13 protein-coding genes are annotated in these 17,565 nt (G+C 62.9%); 7 read left to right on the top strand and 6 right to left on the bottom strand.

Annotated elements, in window-relative coordinates; translation table 11 throughout:
- Positions 1-13 precede the first annotated feature (13 nt).
- On the bottom strand, positions 14-1,543 hold the full coding sequence (locus tag F474_RS16685; RefSeq protein WP_097085745.1) for a bifunctional aminoglycoside phosphotransferase/ATP-binding protein: 1,530 nt from the start codon (positions 1,541-1,543) through the stop codon (positions 14-16).
- Between the two features lie 107 nt (positions 1,544-1,650).
- On the opposite strand from F474_RS16685, the gene mrcB reads away from it, so the two are divergent.
- From mrcB to F474_RS16670, 3 genes are read left to right on the top strand one after another with little or no spacing between them, the layout of a single operon-like run.
- Entirely contained in the window at positions 1,651-3,978 is a 2,328-nt protein-coding gene (mrcB, locus tag F474_RS16680; RefSeq protein WP_097085746.1) for a penicillin-binding protein 1B, read from the top strand.
- A 16-nt stretch (positions 3,979-3,994) separates the two neighbouring features.
- Complete coding sequence (locus F474_RS16675; protein ID WP_097085747.1) at positions 3,995-4,744, top strand: hypothetical protein; 750 nt, start codon at positions 3,995-3,997, stop codon at positions 4,742-4,744.
- On the top strand, positions 4,744-5,067 hold the full coding sequence (locus tag F474_RS16670) for a YqcC family protein (protein WP_097085748.1): 324 nt from the start codon (positions 4,744-4,746) through the stop codon (positions 5,065-5,067). Before F474_RS16675 ends, F474_RS16670 begins: the two co-directional genes overlap by 1 nt.
- On the opposite strand, the gene F474_RS16665 is transcribed toward F474_RS16670, so the two are convergent.
- Positions 5,068-5,523: a DUF4124 domain-containing protein gene (locus F474_RS16665; protein ID WP_097085749.1), complete on the bottom strand. Its 456-nt coding sequence runs from the start codon at positions 5,521-5,523 to the stop codon at positions 5,068-5,070.
- A gap of 358 nt (positions 5,524-5,881) precedes the next feature.
- Between F474_RS16665 and F474_RS16660 the strand changes: the two genes are divergently transcribed.
- From F474_RS16660 to ilvC, 3 genes are read left to right on the top strand one after another with little or no spacing between them, the layout of a single operon-like run.
- Positions 5,882-7,606: an acetolactate synthase 3 large subunit gene (locus tag F474_RS16660; protein ID WP_097086161.1), complete on the top strand. Its 1,725-nt coding sequence runs from the start codon at positions 5,882-5,884 to the stop codon at positions 7,604-7,606.
- Between the two features lies 1 nt (position 7,607).
- Positions 7,608-8,099, top strand: a complete 492-nt coding sequence (gene ilvN / locus F474_RS16655) for an acetolactate synthase small subunit (protein WP_097085750.1) — start codon at positions 7,608-7,610, stop codon at positions 8,097-8,099.
- A gap of 56 nt (positions 8,100-8,155) precedes the next feature.
- On the top strand, positions 8,156-9,172 hold the full coding sequence (ilvC, locus tag F474_RS16650; protein ID WP_097085751.1) for a ketol-acid reductoisomerase: 1,017 nt from the start codon (positions 8,156-8,158) through the stop codon (positions 9,170-9,172).
- 150 nt (positions 9,173-9,322) lie between these two features.
- On the opposite strand, the gene adeC is transcribed toward ilvC, so the two are convergent.
- From adeC to F474_RS16635, 3 genes are read right to left on the bottom strand one after another with little or no spacing between them, the layout of a single operon-like run.
- On the bottom strand, positions 9,323-10,774 hold the full coding sequence (gene adeC, locus F474_RS16645; RefSeq protein ID WP_097085752.1) for an AdeC/AdeK/OprM family multidrug efflux complex outer membrane factor: 1,452 nt from the start codon (positions 10,772-10,774) through the stop codon (positions 9,323-9,325).
- Positions 10,771-13,926, bottom strand: a complete 3,156-nt coding sequence (locus F474_RS16640; protein ID WP_097085753.1) for an efflux RND transporter permease subunit — start codon at positions 13,924-13,926, stop codon at positions 10,771-10,773. Before F474_RS16640 ends, adeC begins: the two co-directional genes overlap by 4 nt.
- A gap of 3 nt (positions 13,927-13,929) precedes the next feature.
- Positions 13,930-15,057 carry an efflux RND transporter periplasmic adaptor subunit gene (locus F474_RS16635; protein ID WP_097085754.1) on the bottom strand — a complete coding sequence of 376 codons (1,128 nt, stop codon included), beginning with the start codon at positions 15,055-15,057 and terminating at the stop codon, positions 13,930-13,932.
- Positions 15,058-15,311: 254 nt separating this feature from the next.
- Here F474_RS16635 and F474_RS16630 point away from each other — a divergent pair, with 254 nt between their 5' ends.
- Entirely contained in the window at positions 15,312-15,956 is a 645-nt protein-coding gene (locus F474_RS16630) for a TetR family transcriptional regulator (RefSeq protein WP_097085755.1), read from the top strand.
- A gap of 60 nt (positions 15,957-16,016) precedes the next feature.
- Here the strand turns inward: F474_RS16630 and F474_RS16625 are convergent, their stop codons facing one another.
- Positions 16,017-17,447 (bottom strand): MDR family MFS transporter, encoded by a 1,431-nt coding sequence (locus F474_RS16625; RefSeq protein WP_097086163.1) that lies wholly within the window; start codon positions 17,445-17,447, stop codon positions 16,017-16,019.
- Positions 17,448-17,565 lie beyond the last annotated feature (118 nt).

Below are 17,565 nucleotides of genomic sequence, written 5' to 3'. Positions count from 1 at the left end.
CTTCAGGCCAGGGTCACAGCCCAGGCAGGCGCTTGCGGAGCTCGTCTACCAAGCGGTCAAGGCTGGCGCTTTCGTGCGTATTCACGACCTGTGTGTGCAGGGCTTCACGCGCGCTGGGCTCGTCACGGCCGGCCTGCTGCGCAGCGATCACCTCAAGCGTAGCTTCCGACGGGTCATTGGCTTGTGCCTGGCGCTGGGCAAGCCAGCTATGGATGACCGCATCCGGGGCGCGGCAGTCGAGCACCAGGAAGGGTACGCCCCGGCTGTGTGCCACCGCCTCGGCGGCCTCGCGCTGGGCGGCCTTGAGGTAGGTGGCGTCGATAACCACCGGAAAGCCTGCCGCCAGCACTTCGGAGGCCAGATGATGGAGGTGGCTGTAGGTCGTCTCGGTCGCTTGGGCTTCGTAGCGGCCTTCGTTGAACAGGCGCTGGCGCTCGACGTCCGAACGCAGGCGAATCGCGCCGAGCGCTTCGACCAGGCGCATCGCCACATGGCTCTTGCCCACGGCCGAAACACCGCTGGTGATGGCCAGGAAGCGAGAGGGAATGGCGCTGTAGCTTTCTGCAAGGTTCGCGTAGTTGCGGTACTGGCGCAGTGCCGTGGCCTTCTGCAGGCCCTGTGCGTCGGCAGGCATGCTGAACAGCGCGATCTTGGCCCGCACCATGGCGCGGTAGGCTTTGTAGAAATTCAGCAGCGGCAGGCCGGCATAGTCGCCGGTGTGCTCCAGGTACAGGCTGATGAAGCGCCGGGCCAGGCATTTGAGGCCGCGGTCTTCGAGGTCCATCGCCAAAAAACCGGTGTCGGCCCATACGTCGGTGAAACGGAAAGGCTCATTGAATTCGATGCAATCGAAAATCACCACCTTGCCGTCGATGAGTGTTCCATTGCCCAGGTGAATGTCGCCATGGCATTCACGGATGAAACCGCCAGCCTTGCGCTGCTCCAGCAGCGGGCGCAGGCGATCGAACTCGGCGCGTGCCCATGCCTCCAGGGCGGCGAGCTGGTCAAGGTCGGCTTTTTCACTCAAAAACGGCAGGATTTGCTCGAAGTTCTGCAGCACCGGCGCCATCACGAAGTCTGGCGAACCTTCGGCCCGCTCGGCTGGCACCTGCGGGGTGGTTTGGTGAAAGCTGGCGATCTGCTCGGCCATGGCATCTATATGGGTAGCGCTCAGCTCACCATTGGCCTGCAGGTTGCTGAGCAGCTGGCTTTGAGGGAACTGGCGCATTTTAAGCGCGTATTCGATCGGCTCGCCCGTGCCGCCCACTACCGGCGCTTCGGCGCTGCCGGTGATCGGCACGACCTCCAGATAGAGGTCGTCGGTCAGGCGGCCGTTCAGGTGCAGCTCCTGTTCGCAGAAGTGTTTGCGCTGGGGCAGGCTGGTGAAGTCCAGGAAGCCGAAATTCACAGGTTTCTTGATTTTATAGGCGTATTCGCCGGTCAGGACGACCCAGGAGATATGGGTTTCGATGACTTGGAAGGCTTCCACCGGGTGCGGATAGAGCGCCGGGTTCTGAAGCGCGGTGATCAGTGGCTGGCTCACGAGAATTCCTTTGGCTATGCGAGTGCGTTGGGCGTCATTATGGCCGCTGTGCCGAGCCCTGCAAGCGTCTGTCCGGCGCCTTGGCAATGTGCGTATAATCCGCCGCCATGACCCGTACTCGATCTTCTCGCAAGTCCAAGAAAAACGCCCCCAGCCGCCTGCGCACCTGGCTGGGCTGGGCCCTCAAGCTCAGCCTGGTGGGCCTGGTAGTGCTCGCCGGCTTTGCCGTCTACCTCGACGCTATCGTCCAGGAAAAATTCGCCGGCAAGCGCTGGAGTATTCCGGCCAAGGTCTATGCCAGGCCCCTGGAGCTGTTCGCAGGCCAGAAGCTTGCGCAGAAAGACTTTCTCACCGAGCTCGATGCCCTGGGCTATCGCCGTGTCAGCAGCGTTGCCGGGCCGGGCGATGCCTCGGTCAACGGCAGCACCGTTGTGCTGAACACGCGGGGTTTCCAGTTCTACGAGGGCCTGGAGCCTGCGCGCCAGGTGAGGGTGCGTTTCTCCGGCGACTTCGTGGCCCAGGTCGACGGCGCTGGCGGTGACAAACTTCCAGTCGCGCGCCTCGAGCCACTGATGATCGGCGGCATCTACCCCAAGAACCTCGAAGACCGCATCCTGATCAAGATCGACCAGGTACCGCCGTATCTGCTCGACACGCTGGTGGCGGTAGAAGACCGCGATTTCTATCACCACTTCGGCGTCTCGCCCAAGGGGATCGTGCGGGCGATGTGGGTCAACGCCAGCTCCGGCCGCATGCGCCAGGGAGGCAGCACCCTGACCCAGCAGCTGGTGAAGAACTTCTACCTCACCAACGAGCGCAGCATCACCCGCAAGGTCACCGAAGCGATGATGGCCGTGCTGCTGGAGATGCATTATTCCAAGCGCGAGATCCTCGAGGCATACCTGAACGAGGTGTTCGTCGGCCAGGATGGCCAACGCGCCGTGCACGGCTTTGGCCTTGCCAGCCAGTTCTTCTTCGGCCAGCCGTTGTCCGAGCTCAAGCTGCATCAGGTGGCGTTGCTGGTGGGCATGGTCAAGGGGCCTTCCTACTACAACCCGCGACGCTACCCCGAGCGCGCGCTTGAACGGCGCAACCTGGTGCTCGACCTGCTTCAGGAGCAGGGTGTCGCCACGCCTGAAGCCGTAGCGGCCGCCAAGAAGATGCCGCTGGGCGTGACCCAGCAGGGTAGCCTGGGCGACAGCTCCTTCCCGGCATTCGTCGATCTGGTCAAGCGCCAGCTGCGCGATGACTACCGAGACGAAGACCTCACCGAGGAAGGCCTGCGTATTTTCACCAGTTTCGACCCTATTCTGCAGATGAAGGCCGAGGGCGCGATTCTCGACACCTTCCAGCGTTTCAAAGGGCGCAAGGGCGTGGACCAGATCGAATCGTCGATGGTGGTCACCAACCCTGAAAGCGGCGAGGTTCAGGCCATCGTCGGCAGCCGGGTGCCGGGGTTTGCGGGTTTCAACCGTGCACTGGATGCGGTGCGGCCGATCGGCTCGCTGGTCAAGCCGTCGGTGTACCTCACCGCGCTCGAGCAGCCGAGCAAATACACCCTCACCACCTGGATCAAGGACGAGCCGTTTTCGGTCAAGGGCGCCGATGGCCAGGTGTGGACACCGCAGAACTACGAGCGTAACGCCAATGGCACCATCTTCCTTTACCAAGGCCTGGCGCACTCGCTGAACCTGTCCACCGCCCGGCTGGGCCTGGACCTGGGTGTGCCCAAGGTGTTCGACACCATCCACAAGCTGGGCGTGGACATCGACTGGCCGGCTTATCCTTCGATGCTGCTGGGGGCGGGTGGCATGTCGCCGTTGCAGGTGGCGACCATGTACCAGACCATCGCCAACGGCGGCTTCAACACGCCCATGCGGGCCATCCGCAGCGTGCTCACCGCCGACGGCCAGCCGCTCAAGCGCTATCCGTTCCAGGTGCAGCAGCGCTTCGACAGCGGTGCCATCTACCTTCTGCAAAGCGCCATGCAGCGCGTGATGCGCGAGGGCACCGGGCGCTCGGTGTACAACGTGCTGCCGCCGTCGTTGAACCTGGCGGGCAAGACCGGCACCACCAACGACTCGCGCGACAGTTGGTTCGCAGGCTTTGGCCAGGACACCCTTGCGGTGGTGTGGATGGGCCGCGACGACAACGGCAAGACGCCGTTCACCGGCGCCACCGGCTCGCTGCAGATCTGGACCAGCTTCATGAAAAAAGTCGACCCGTTGCCCCTGGATACGCCCATGCCGGGTAATGTGGTCAACGCCTGGATCAACGCCCGCACCGGTGAGGGCTCGGCCGAAGGCTGCCCGGATGCGGTGCAGATGCCTTATATTCGCGGCAGCGAGCCGGCCCAGGGCGCTGCCTGTGGAGCCGGCCCCGACGCCACCCCGGCGGCGCCGGTGATGGATTGGATCAAGGGTTGGCTGAACTGAACCTCGAGGAATTGTCGTGAAAAAGTGGTGGTTACCCGCATTGACTTCCGTGGCGCTGCTGCATGGCTGCGCCAGTGTGCAACGCGGCTCGATCCCGGTAGTGGACCAGAGCCAGGCCGTGTCCAATGGTGAGCGTGTGGCGGCCAACCGTGGCAATGCCACTTACCGCCAGGCGCCGGTGGCCCAGCCGCAGATGGCCCCGGAGGAGTCCGGGGCTCAGGTCATGGTGCCGCAGGCCGGCAGCTCACAGCCGATCACACCCAGCGCGCCGTTGAGTACTGGCCCGGGTTTTAGCACGGGGCCTGGTTTCGGCAGCAGCAGCACGCCGGCCCAGGCCCCGGTTTCAGCCACCGCCAATACCGGTAGCTACAGTGCTCCGAGCGCACCGTCGGGCATTCCCAGCAGCAGCGGCAATGCGGGCGGGTTGTCGGCTGACGAGCAATTGGACGGCCCGGTGCTGGCGCTGCTGACTACCGCCCAGCAGCAGCAAGGCGGTGGTGATCTCAACGGTGCCTCGTCCAGCCTGGAGCGTGCTCAGCGCATCGCGCCCCGTGAACCTCAGGTGCTGTTCCGCCTTGCCCAGGTGCGCCTGGCCCAAGGCGATGCAGCCCAGGCCGAGCAACTCTCGCGCCGTGCATTGACCTACGCCGGCGGGCGCCCTGACCTGCAGGCCAGCCTCTACGAGACCATCGCCCAGGCTCGTGAGAAGCAAGGTGATGCGGCAGGTGCAGCTCAGGCTCGCCAGCAAGCCCAGGCCGCCCGTTGATGGATGCCCGCTTGCCGCAGCTGGCTGACCAACTGTTGCTCATCGAGCGGGAGCTGCGGCTGCTGGGCTGGTGGGAGGCTTCATCGCCGTCACTGGAGAAACTCGCCAGCCAAGAGCCGTTCTGCGTCGACACCCTGGATTTCCACCAGTGGCTGCAATGGGTCTTCCTGGCGCGAATGAAGCTCATCCTGGAGCAGGGCCTGGCCCTGCCCAGCGCCTCGGGCATCCTGGCGATGGCCGAGATGACGTGGCAGGCACGGCCCGAAACCGCTGCCCTGCGCCAGCAGCTGGAAGCGTTCGATGCGCTTATCGGCCAGGGTTGATCAGTCCTGGCAGTTGTCCTGAATACCCTTCTGCGTGGTACTGATCTGCGCCTCGCGCTCCTGCTGGGTGAGGCGCCGCACTTCACCTTCTTCGGTGGTCATGCTCAGGCGCGGATTGTTGCGCAGGCGCGCCAGGTTCTCGCGCGCCTGTTGGCAGTAGTCGTCGATCTGTTGCTGCTGTTGATTCGCCTCTGCCTTGGCAGCGGCATCGGCCTGGCGTTGCGCTGCGTCGTTGCTTCTGGCGCTCGGCCGCCCCGGTGCTGAGTCTTCTTCCTCGCCTGCAGGCGTAGCCGGCGCGGGCACGTTGATCTGAACCGGTTGCGCCTTTTGGCCTGGCGGGGGCTGGGTGTCGAAATGCTGCACGCCTTGGGCATCGGTCCACTTGTAAATCTGGGCTGCCCCAGCCGATGCGCTTGCCACTAAAAGCGCGAAAGCGATGAGTGAATTGATGCGCATAAGGGCTCCAAAATGAATTTACCTGCCAAAAATGCTATCACACCTGAAGAAAAGCCACGTACGGCTTGACTTGCCAGTGGCGATTCACAACAATCCCAAGTCCGCTGTGCAGGGGCTGCCAGAAGCAGGCCCACTCAGCAGATCATGAGGCGCACACCCGCGCCGACCTGCTTCATCCCTTAACGCGTTACCTCGCGCTGGGTGGGATAGCTCCGCAACACCATGGAGCGCTCCCGATACTTGCTCAGTCAGTAGCTGACGTAGTCGGCGACCACGGTCGCTCATGCTCTGCTTGGCAGTAAACCTATCAAGACCCGCTCGCGACGAGCGGTATTCTGGCGTTTCAGAGGTGAACAACGTGGAGCTGTTATCCGGCGGTGAGATGATCGTCCGCTTCTTGCGTGACGAGGGCGTCAAGCATATCTATGGGTACCCGGGCGGTGCTCTTCTTCATGTATACGACGCGCTGTTCAAGGAACCCGAGGTGTCGCACATCCTGGTGCGCCACGAACAGGCCGCAACTCATATGGCCGACGGCTATGCCCGTGCCACCGGCAAGGCCGGCGTGGTGCTGGTGACCTCCGGCCCCGGCGCGACCAACGCCATTACCGGTATTGCCACCGCCTACATGGATTCGATCCCGATGGTGGTGCTGTCCGGGCAGGTGCCGAGCACCGTGGTGGGCACCGATGCCTTCCAGGAAACCGACATGATCGGTATCTCGCGCCCGATCGTGAAGCACAGCTTCATGATCAAGCACCCTTCGGAAATCCCCGAGGTGCTGAAAAAGGCCTTCTATCTCGCTGAGTCGGGCCGCCCTGGCCCGGTGGTGGTCGACATCCCCAAAGACATGACCACCCCCGGCGAGAAGTACGAATACGTCTACCCGAAAAAGGTCAAGCTGCGTTCTTATTCGCCTGCCGTGCGTGGCCATTCCGGCCAGATCCGCAAGGCAAGCGAGATGCTGCTCGGCGCCAAGCGCCCGATCATCTATGCCGGTGGCGGCGTGGTGCTGGGCGGCGGTTCGGCTGCCCTGACAGAGCTGGCCCAGCTGCTTGACGCCCCGGTCACCAATACCCTGATGGGCCTGGGTTGCTACCCAGGCAGCGACCGACAGTTCGTCGGCATGCTCGGCATGCACGGCAGCTACACCGCCAACCTGAGCATGCACCACGCTGACGTGATTCTCGCCGTGGGCGCACGCTTCGATGACCGGGTGATCAACGGCGCCTCCAAGTTCTGCCCCAACGCCAAGATCATCCATATCGACATCGACCCGGCCTCGATCTCCAAGACCATCAAGGCCGACGTTCCGATCGTTGGCCCGGTCGACAGCGTGCTGGCCGAGATGGTCGCCACCCTGAAGGAAATCGGCCAGTCGCCGAACAAGGAAACCGTCGCGGCTTGGTGGAAGCAGATCGAGGAGTGGCGCGGCGACCGCGGGCTTTTCCCTTACGACAAGGGCGACGGCAGCGTCATCAAGCCTCAGACCGTGATCGAAACCCTCTGGGAAGTCACCGGCGGCGATGCGTTCGTCAGCTCCGACGTCGGCCAGCACCAGATGTTCGCCTCGCAGTACTACCGCTTCAACAAGCCTAACCGCTGGATCAACTCCGGTGGGCTGGGCACCATGGGCTTCGGCTTCCCGGCGGCCATGGGCGTGAAGCTGAACTTCCCCGATGACGACGTCGCCTGCGTGACCGGCGAAGGCAGCATCCAGATGAACATCCAGGAGCTGTCGACCTGCATGCAATATGGGCTGCCGGTCAAGATCGTCAACCTGAACAACGGCGCCCTGGGCATGGTCCGCCAATGGCAGGACATGAACTACAGCAGCCGCCACTCGCATTCGTACATGGAATCGTTGCCCGACTTCGTCAAGCTCGCCGAGGCCTATGGCCACGTGGGCATGCGCATCACCCGGCTTGAAGACCTCAAGCCGATGATGGCCGAAGCCTTCGCCATGAAAGACCGCCTGGTGTTCCTCGACATCGCGGTGGATATCAGCGAGCACGTCTATCCAATGCAGATCAAGGATGGCGCGATGCGTGACATGTGGCTGAGCAAGACGGAGCGTACCTGATATGCGGCATATCATTTCCCTGCTGCTGGAAAACGAACCCGGTGCGCTGTCTCGCGTGGTCGGCCTGTTCTCCCAGCGCAATTACAACATCGAAAGCCTGACCGTGGCGCCAACCGAAGACCCGACCCTGTCGCGCCTGACGCTGACCACCATCGGCCATGACGAAACCATCGAGCAGATCACCAAGAACCTCAACAAGCTGGTAGAGGTGGTCAAGCTGGTGGACCTGTCGGAAAGCGCGCACATCGAGCGTGAACTGATGCTGGTCAAGATCAAGGCCACCGGCGCTCAGCGCGCCGAGGTCAAGCGCACCACGGACATCTTCCGTGGGCAGATCGTCGACGTTACCAGCAGCGTGTACACCGTGCAGCTCACTGGCACCACCGACAAGCTCGACAGCTTCATCCAGGCCATCGGCACTGCGTCGATCCTGGAAACCGTGCGCAGTGGCGTGACTGGCATCGCGCGCGGCGACAAGGTACTCAGCATCTAAGCTCTTTCCACTTTGCAGATGGCCTTCAGCGGCCCAGATAAAACCAGGGGTATTTCATGAAAGTTTTCTACGACAAAGACTGTGACCTGTCGATCATCCAGGGCAAGAAAGTCGCCATCATCGGCTACGGCTCGCAAGGCCACGCCCAGGCATGCAACCTGAAAGATTCGGGCGTGGACGTCACTGTCGGCCTGCGCAAGGGCTCCCCGACCGTTGCCAAGGCTGAAGCTCATGGCCTGAAAGTCACCGACGTGGCAAGCGCTGTCGCTGCCGCCGACTTCGTCATGATCCTGACCCCCGACGAGTTCCAGGGCCGCCTGTACAAGGAAGAAGTCGAGCCGAACCTGAAGAAGGGCGCCACCCTGGCCTTCTCCCACGGCTTCTCGATCCATTACAACCAGGTCGTGCCACGTGCTGACCTCGACGTGATCATGATCGCGCCGAAGGCCCCAGGCCATACCGTGCGCTCCGAATTCGTCAAAGGCGGCGGCATCCCTGACCTGATCGCTGTGTATCAAGACGCTTCCGGCAACGCCAAGAACGTTGCGCTGTCGTACGCCGCAGGCGTCGGCGGTGGCCGCACCGGCATCATCGAAACCACCTTCAAGGACGAGACCGAAACCGACCTGTTCGGCGAGCAGGCCGTTCTGTGCGGTGGTGCGGTCGAGCTGGTCAAGGCCGGTTTCGAAACACTGGTCGAAGCAGGCTACGCGCCTGAAATGGCCTACTTCGAATGCCTGCACGAGCTGAAGCTGATCGTCGACCTCATGTACGAAGGCGGCATCGCCAACATGAACTACTCGATCTCCAACAACGCCGAGTACGGTGAGTACGTCACCGGCCCTGAAGTCATCAATGCCGAATCCCGCCAGGCCATGCGCAACGCACTCAAGCGCATCCAGGACGGCGAGTACGCCAAGATGTTCATCGCCGAAGGTGCTTCCAACTACCCGTCGATGACCGCCCGCCGCCGCAACAACGCTGCCCACGGCATCGAAGTGATCGGTGAGCAACTGCGTTCGATGATGCCTTGGATCGCCAAGAACAAGATCGTCGACAAGAGCAAGAACTGATACCGGTTCAGCTCCCATAAAAAAACGCGGCCCAGGCCGCGTTTTTTTATGGGGAAAATAGCCACATCGGCCATTGCACATCGCCCGGCGAGCCGGCCTCCCACGGTTTGCACAAGGTGGGAGGGCGGCTTGCCGCGCGACGAACAACTGTTAACCCTTGTCGGCTTCCCCAGGCTGCCCCTTGGCCTGCGCGGCAGTCTCATACCAACCACCACCCAGTGCCCGATACAGGTTCACTTCTGCACTCAACTGCGCCAGGCGGTCGCTGATCAGCGTTTGCTGTGCGCTGAACAGAGAACGCTGGGCATCGAGGAACGTCAGGTTGCTGTCCACGCCGATCCGGTAGCGGCGCTCTGCCAGGCGCTGATAGTCCTCGCTGGCTTTGACCAGGTCACTCTGCGCCTGCATCTGGTCGGTCCAGGTCTTGCGTGCAGTCAGGCCATCGGACACTTCCTGGAACGCTGTTTGAATGGCTTTCTCGTAGTTGGCAACGTTGATGTCTTTCTGGATCTTGGCGTAGTCCAGGCTCGCGCGAAGCTCACCTGCGGTGAAGATCGGCAGGCTGATCGACGGGCTGAACGCCCAGCTGCCCGAGCCGCCTTTGAACAGCCCGTCCAGCGCAGCACTCGAGGTGCCGGCGCTGGCGGTCAGGCTGATACGCGGGAAGAACGCTGCACGGGCGGCACCGATGTTGGCGTTGGACGCCTTGAGCGTGTACTCGGCCTGAAGAATGTCAGGCCGGCGGGTCAGCAGGTCGGACGGAAGCCCTGCCGGCACCTCGGCAAGCATGTCGCTGGCCAGCGGTTGCGGAGCCGGCAGGTCGGCGGGCAAGCTGGTGCCCAGCAGCATTACCAATGCGTTTTCGTCCTGGGCCACTTGGCGCTGATAGGCCGATAAGCTCGCTTTGGCGCTCTCCACCGATGTGCGCGCCTGCGACAGGTCCAGTGCCGACGACACGCCCACTTCGTTGCTGCGAGTAGTCAGGCGCAGGCTTTCTTCATAGGCGGCCAGGGTGTCTTGGGTGAGCTTGAGCAGCTCACGGTCTGCCTGCCACGTCAGGTAGGCATTGGCCACACTCGCGACCAGGCTGATCTGCGTGCTGCGACGGCCCTCTTCGCTGGCGAAGTAGGTCTGCAGGGCCTGCTGGTTCAGGCTGCGAACCCGGCCGAACAGGTCCAGCTCATAGGAGCTGACGCCCAGGTTCACATCGTACTGGCTGGAGATGCCCGCCTGGCCGGTGCGCGACAGGTCCGCAGGGGTGCGCTGCCGGGTGCCGGTGGCATTGGCGTTGATGGCCGGGAACAGGTCGGCCCGCTGGATGCGGTACTGCGCCCTGTAGGCATCGACGTTCAGCGCCGCGACCCGCAGGTCGCGATTGTTGCGCAGCGCGGTATCGATCAGCTGTCGCAAGGCCGGGTCGCGGAAAAACTCCCGCCAGCCTTGCTCTGCTGCCGCCTGGGCCGGTGCGTTGGCGGCCGAATAGGCCGGCCCTTGTGGGTATTGCGCGGCGACCGGCGCTTGCGGGCGCTCGTAGTCGGGGATCAGCGAGCAGCCGCTGAGCACGGCTGCGGCGACCGCCAGGGATATCAGGGACTTGCTCATTGACCAGCCTCGTCGCGAGAAGGCGCTTCGTCCTGCTTCAGGCGGTTGCCTTTGAACAGAGAAGAAACGGTAACGAAGAACATCGGGACCCAGAAGATCGCCAGAATCGTTGCGGTGATCATACCGCCAATCACACCGGTGCCGATGGCGTGCTGGCTACCTGAGCCTGCACCGCTGGAGATGGCCAGCGGTACCACGCCGAGCACGAAGGCCATGGACGTCATCACGATTGGCCGCAAGCGCATGCGGCAGGCTTCGACGGCCGCTTCGAACAGGGTCCGGCCCTGTTCATGCAGCTCCTTGGCGAACTCCACGATCAGAATCGCGTTCTTCGCTGCCAAGCCCACGGTAACCAACAAGCCCACCTGGAAGAACACGTCGTTGGACAGCCCACGCAAGCTGGTGGCCATCAACGCGCCGATCACACCCAGCGGCACCACGAGAATGACCGCGATCGGAATCGACCAGCTCTCGTAGAGCGCCGCCAGGCAGAGGAACACCACCAGGATCGACAGCGCATAGAGCACCGGCGCTTGCGAGCCAGACAGCCGCTCTTCGTAGGACAACCCCGTCCAGGACAGGCCCACCCCTTGCGGCAACTGCTTGGCCAGGCGCTCGACCTCGGCCATGGCCTGGCCCGAGCTGTACCCCGGCGCCGGCGTGCCCAGCACTTCTTCGGCTGCTACACCGTTGTAGCGCGAGAGCTTGGGCGAGCCGTACACCCACTCGCCGCTGGAGAAGGCCGAGAACGGGACCATCTTGCCGGTGCTGTTGCGCACGTACCACTTGTCGAGGTCTTCAGGCTTCATGCGCGCTTCGGCGCGGCCCTGCACGTAGACCTTCTTGACCCGGCCACGGTCGATGAAGTCGTTGACGTAACGGGAACCGAACGCCACCGAGAGGGTGGTGTTGATGTCCGAAAGCGACAGGCCAAGGGCGCTGGCACGCTCGTCGTCGATGGTCAGGTGATACTGCGGCTCGTCGGCCAGGCCATTGGGCCGCACGCCGGCGAGGATCTTGCTTTGCGCCGCCATGCCCAGGAACTGGTTGCGCGCTTCCATGAGCTTCTCATGGCCTACGCCGGCCTGATCCTGCAGGTAGAAGTCAAAACCGGTGGCGTTACCCAGCTCCAGCACCGAAGGCGGCACCACAGCGAACACCATCGCATCCCGATAGCCGAAGAAGTGTGCCTGTGCACGCTGCGCCACACGGAATACGGTGTTGTCGCTGTCGCGCTCGTCCCAGGGCTTGAGCATCACGAACGCCAGGCCCGAGCTTTGGCCACGGCCGGCAAAGTTGAAGCCGTTGACCGTGAATACCGAATTGACTGCCTTGCCTTCGCCCTTGTCGCCGTCGAGCAGGAAGGTGCGCATCCGGTCGAGCACCGCCTGGGTGGTTTCAGCCGAGCTGTTGGGCGGGGTCTGTACCTGGGTGAAGATCACACCCTGGTCTTCATCGGGCAGGAAGGAAGTGGGGATGCGGGTGAACAGCCACATCATGCCGGCGATGATGATCAGGTAGACCACGAACGCCGGAACCTTGTGCTTGATGATCCGCCCCACGCCACGCTCGTAGCCGCGTACCGTGGCGTCGAAGCTGCGGTTGAACCAGCCGAAGAAGCCGCGCTTGGGTTGGCCGTGCTTCTGCTGATCGATCGGTTTGAGCAGAGTGGCGCAGAGGGCCGGGGTAAATACCAGAGCCACGAACACCGACAGCGCCATGGCCGAAACGATGGTGATCGAGAACTGGCGATAGATCACACCGGTGGAACCGCCGAAAAAGGCCATCGGCAGCAGTACCGCCGACAGCACCAAGGCGATGCCCACCAGCGCGCCCTGGATCTGCTCCATCGACTTGCGCGTCGCTTCCTTGGGCGACAGATGCTCCTCGGCCATCACCCGCTCGACGTTCTCCACCACGACGATGGCGTCATCCACCAGCAGGCCGATCGCCAGGATCATGCCGAACATGGTCAGGGTGTTGATGGTGAAGCCTGCCGCAGCCAGGATGCCGAAGGTACCCAGCAGTACCACCGGCACCGTCATGGTGGTGATGATGGTGGCGCGCAGGTTCTGCAGGAACAGCAGCATCACCAGGAACACCAGCACGATTGCCTCGCCCAGGGTGTGCACCACGCCGCTGATCGACTCGGTGACCACCGGGGTGGTGTCGTACGGGTAGACCGCTTCTACGCCTTCGGGGAAGAACGGCTTGAGGCGTTCGATGGTCGCGCGGATGGCCTTGGCGGTGTCCAGCGCGTTGGCGCCAGTGGCCAGTTTGATCGCCAAACCAGAAGCCGGTTTACCGTTGAACTGCGCATCGATGCTGTAGTTCTCGCCCCCCAGGCCGATGTCGGCCACATCACGCAGGCGCACTTGCGAGCCGTCGGTGTTGACCTTCAGCAGGATGTTGCCGAATTGCTCGGCCGTCTGCAGGCGCGTCTTGCCGATCACGGTGGCATTGAACACGGTGCCCTTGACTGCGGGCAGGCCGCCCAGCGAGCCGGAGGAAATCTGCACGTTCTGGGCGCTGACGGCAGTGGTCACGTCCACGGGGGTGAGCTGGAACTGGTTTAGCTTGGCCGGGTCGAGCCAGATGCGCATCGCATACTGGGCGCCAAACACCTGGAAGTCACCCACGCCAGGCGTGCGCGAGATCTGGTCCTGAATGTTCGACACGATGTAGTTGGACAAGTCTTCCTTGCCCAGCTTGCCGTCGGTAGACACCAGGCCGATGACCATCAGGAAGTTCTTCACTGCCTTGGTCACGCGCAGGCCCTGTTGCTGCACTTCCTGCGGCAGCAGCGGGGTGGCCAGGTTGAGCTTGTTCTGCACCTGCACCTGGGCGATGTCGGGGTTGGTGCCCTGGTTGAAGGTGACGGTGATGGTCATGCTGCCGTCGGCGTTACTCTCCGAGGAGATGTAGCGCAGGTTGTCGATGCCGTTCATCTGCTGCTCGATGACCTGCACCACGGTGTCTTGCACGGTCTGCGCCGAAGCACCCGGGTAGCTGACCTGAATGGCGATGGCCGGTGGCGCGATGGCCGGATACTGGTTGATCGGCAGGTTGAGGATCGACAGCGTCCCCACCAGCATGATCACCAGCGCCAGCACCCACGCGAAGATGGGCCTATCGATGAAAAACTTCGACATGGTTTACTCCGATTTACCGCTGGCGTCGGTCGGGTTGGCTTTGGCTTCGTGCGGGTTCACCTGAGCGCCCGGCTTGACGTATTGCAAGCCCTCGACGATGACCTTGTCGCCCGCCTTCAGGCCGCTTTCGACCAGCACGTCGTTGCCGACGGTGCGGCTGGCTTTGAGTGAGCGTTGCTCGACCTTGTTGTCGGCAGTCACCACCATCGCGGTGGGGTTGCCTTTAAGGTCGCGGGTCACACCGATCTGCGGCGCCAGGATGGCTTCCTGTGCGATGCCGGCGGGCAACGAGGCGTGCACGAACATGCCCGGCAGCAGCAGGTGATCAGGGTTGGGGAACTTGGCGCGCAACGTCACCGAGCCGGTGGTCTCGTCTACCGACACTTCGGAGAACTCAAGGGTGCCTTCGAGTGGGTACTTGCTGCCGTCTTCGAGCTTGAGGTTCACTTTCGCCGCATTGGCACCGGCCTTTTGCAACTGGCCGTTCTCCAGCGCCCGGCGCAGCTTGAGCATGTCGGTGTATGACTGGGTTACGTCGACATAGATCGGGTCGAGCTGCTGGATGGTCGCCAGCGCGGTGCTCTGGCCGTTTGCAACCAGAGCGCCCTCGGTGACGGCGGAGCGGCCAATACGGCCGCTGATCGGTGCCAGCACCTTGGTGTAGCGCAGGTTGATCTGCGCCGTTTTCACCGACGCCTCGGCCTGCATCTGCTGCGCACGGGCGTTATCGTACTCCTGCCGGCTGACGGCCTGCTCGTCGATCAACTGGCGATAGCGCCCGGTCAGCGAGCGGTACTGCTCGAGGTTGGCCTGGGCGCTGGCCAAGGTCGCCTCGTAGGTGGACGGGTCGATCTGATAGAGCTGCTGGCCAGCCTTGATGTCCGACCCTTCGGTAAACAGGCGCTTGAGAATGATGCCATCGACCTGCGGGCGCACCTCGGCGGCCCTGTAGGCGCTGGTTCGGCCGGGCAACTCGCTGGAGAGGCTCACGGTCTTGGGTTGCAGGGTTACGACACCCACCTGGGGAACCTGGGCGGCCGGAGCGGCGGCTTGTTCCTTGTTGCAGCCACTGAGCAGCGTGGCCAGGGCTATGGCAGATACCAGAGCGGGAACGGCTGGCTTGAATTGCATGGAAATCCTCGGGGGCGTGTACGCGCAAGACGCTCAAGAGTGGAAAGGCGGCAGAAACTCTGTTGCTAGATATGTAGCTTGCTATCGAATATACTTACATTCGCGACTGTTTGTAAACAGCCTTCGCCTAATGAATCCGGCCCTCTGCAACGGGCCATAGCCACGCCGGGCACTGCCATCGATAACCCGCCCGGCTTTTGCGCGCGGCGCCTGTCAGGGTTGGCCGTGCGATGTACCGTCGAGGTCGCCCTGCCATGGTTCGCCGTACCAAAGAAGAAGCCCTGGAAACCCGCAAGCAGATACTCCAGGCTGCCGAAAAAGCCTTTTATGAAAGGGGCATGGCGCGCACGACGTTGAACGACATCGCCGTGCTGGCGGGGGTAACGCGGGGCGCGATCTACTGGCATTTCAGCAACAAGGCCGATCTGGTGCAGGCGATGTTCGACACCCTGAGCGAGCCGCTCGATGAACTGGCCAGCGCTGCCGAAAACGAGGACGAACCTGACCCGCTGGGCTGTATGCACCAGTTGCTGGTCAAATTGTTTCGGCAGATTGCTACCGATCCCAAAACTCGACGCATCAACGAAATCCTCTTCCATAAGTGCGAATTCACCGACGAGATGTGTGACTTGCGCCAGCAGCGTGTCCAGATAAGCGCCGAGTGCAAGGTGCGCATCGAACGTTCACTGCGTAATGCCGTAAAGCGCGGCCAACTGCCGGCCGATCTCGACACCCGCCACGCATCACTGGCCACCCATGCCTACATCGATGGCCAGATAGGGCAGTGGCTACTGCTCCCGGACAGCCAGCCGCTGGCGGAGAACGCCGTACGAGTCGTCGATGGGCTTATGGACATGCTCAGGCTCAGCCCAGCCATGCGCAATGGGCAATACGTTTAACAGGCCAATATTATCCCGCCATTATGCATCTGGGCGCCTAAATAAAAGTTAACCGCGCACTCAGCGGCCACGCAGCTGCCGATCCGGCATGGCCAGTGCCGCTGCCAGGCCCAACAGCGCCACGGTGGCACTGGCCAGCAGCAGCGTCTGAAACACCGCCTGCAGTTGCGCGCGCAGCGCCTCCCGCGCCGCGCCGTCCACGGCATTGAGTGCATCGAGCAGCGCATTGCCGCTGCCTTCGCCCAACGCCACTGGGCCACCGCCCAGATGCGCGGCGTGTACCAGCGCCAGCAGCAAGGCCGACATACAGGCAACCCCTACCGCCCCGCCTAGTGAGCGAAACAGGTTGGTGGTGCTGGTGGATACGCCGATGTCTCGGGGCTGAGCCGCATTCTGCGCGCCCACCAGCGACGTAGGAAACTGCAAACCACATGCCACGCCAGTGCATACCATCAACAACGCGCTGAGTAACCCGGCCTGTGGCGAGGTGAATGCCAGGCCCAGAATCGCTATGGGCATCAGCGCAGCGCCCACGAGGATGACCGGTTTGTAGCGCCCGCTGCGCGCGGTATGGCGGCCACCGAAGAACGCACCCAGGGGCAGCCCCATGGCCAGGGGCAGCATGTGCAGCGCGGCAATGTCCGCGCCAGCGCCGGCCACTACCTGGTAGCGCAGGGGCATCAGTACGGTCAGGGAAATCGCTTGAAAAGCAGTGAAGAACACCGTGCACCAGCACAGCACCGCCGAACGCTCTGCGAACAGATGAAGCGGCAACAGCGGCTCGTGAAATCGCCGTTCATAGCCGATGAACAGCGCCAGAGCCAGCCCGGCCAGCCCCAGCAGCGTGACGGTTGCAGGGTCGGTGAGGTGCGAGCCTTGGCCAATCGAGGTGATGGCCATCAGCAAAGCGGTGAGGCCGACGATCATTAGCGCTGCGCCGCCATAGTCGACCCGAGCCTTGTGCCTGGGCGTGCTTAACCCGGCCAACGTGTGTCGCATGTACAGCCAGCCGAAAACGCCCAGTGGCAGGTTGATCCAGAACACCGCACGCCATGACCAGTACTGGGTCAGGTAGCCACCGGCAACCGGGCCTATGACGCTGGCAGCGGCATACATGCTGCTGAAGTAGCCTTGGTAACGCCCGCGCTCGCGGGGCGGCACCACGTCGCCGATGATCGCCTGGCTTACCGACACCATGCCACCAGCGCCAATCCCTTGAATCACCCGCGCCAGCACCAGTTGCTCCATGCTCTGCGCCAAGCCGCAGAACAGCGACGCCAGGGTGAACAGCCCAGTGCCAAAAAGTATCATGCGCCGGCGCCCATACAGGTCGCCCAGCTTTCCGTAGAGCGGCGTTGCAACCGTCATCGCCACCATATACCCGGCAATCACCCAGGCGAGCAGGCCCAGGTTCTTGAACTGAGCTGAGATCGCCGGCATCGATACCGCGACGATGGTCTGATCGAGCGCGCCGAGAAAGATGGCAAGCATCAGCGCGGTGAGAATCGGGCGCAGGGCAGTGGGGCTGTCAGTCACGGGCGACGGGGGCTCAGCGGGCGGGCCGCCAGTCTATCCGATAGCCTCCTAACGTTCTATATACCCGCTGTGC

Origin of the sequence: Pseudomonas sp. URIL14HWK12:I12, assembly GCF_003097135.1 — a bacterium.
GTDB lineage: Bacteria > Pseudomonadota > Gammaproteobacteria > Pseudomonadales > Pseudomonadaceae > Aquipseudomonas.
Note: the sequence above shows the minus strand (reverse complement) of the source record. Positions and strands in the feature narration are given on the sequence as shown.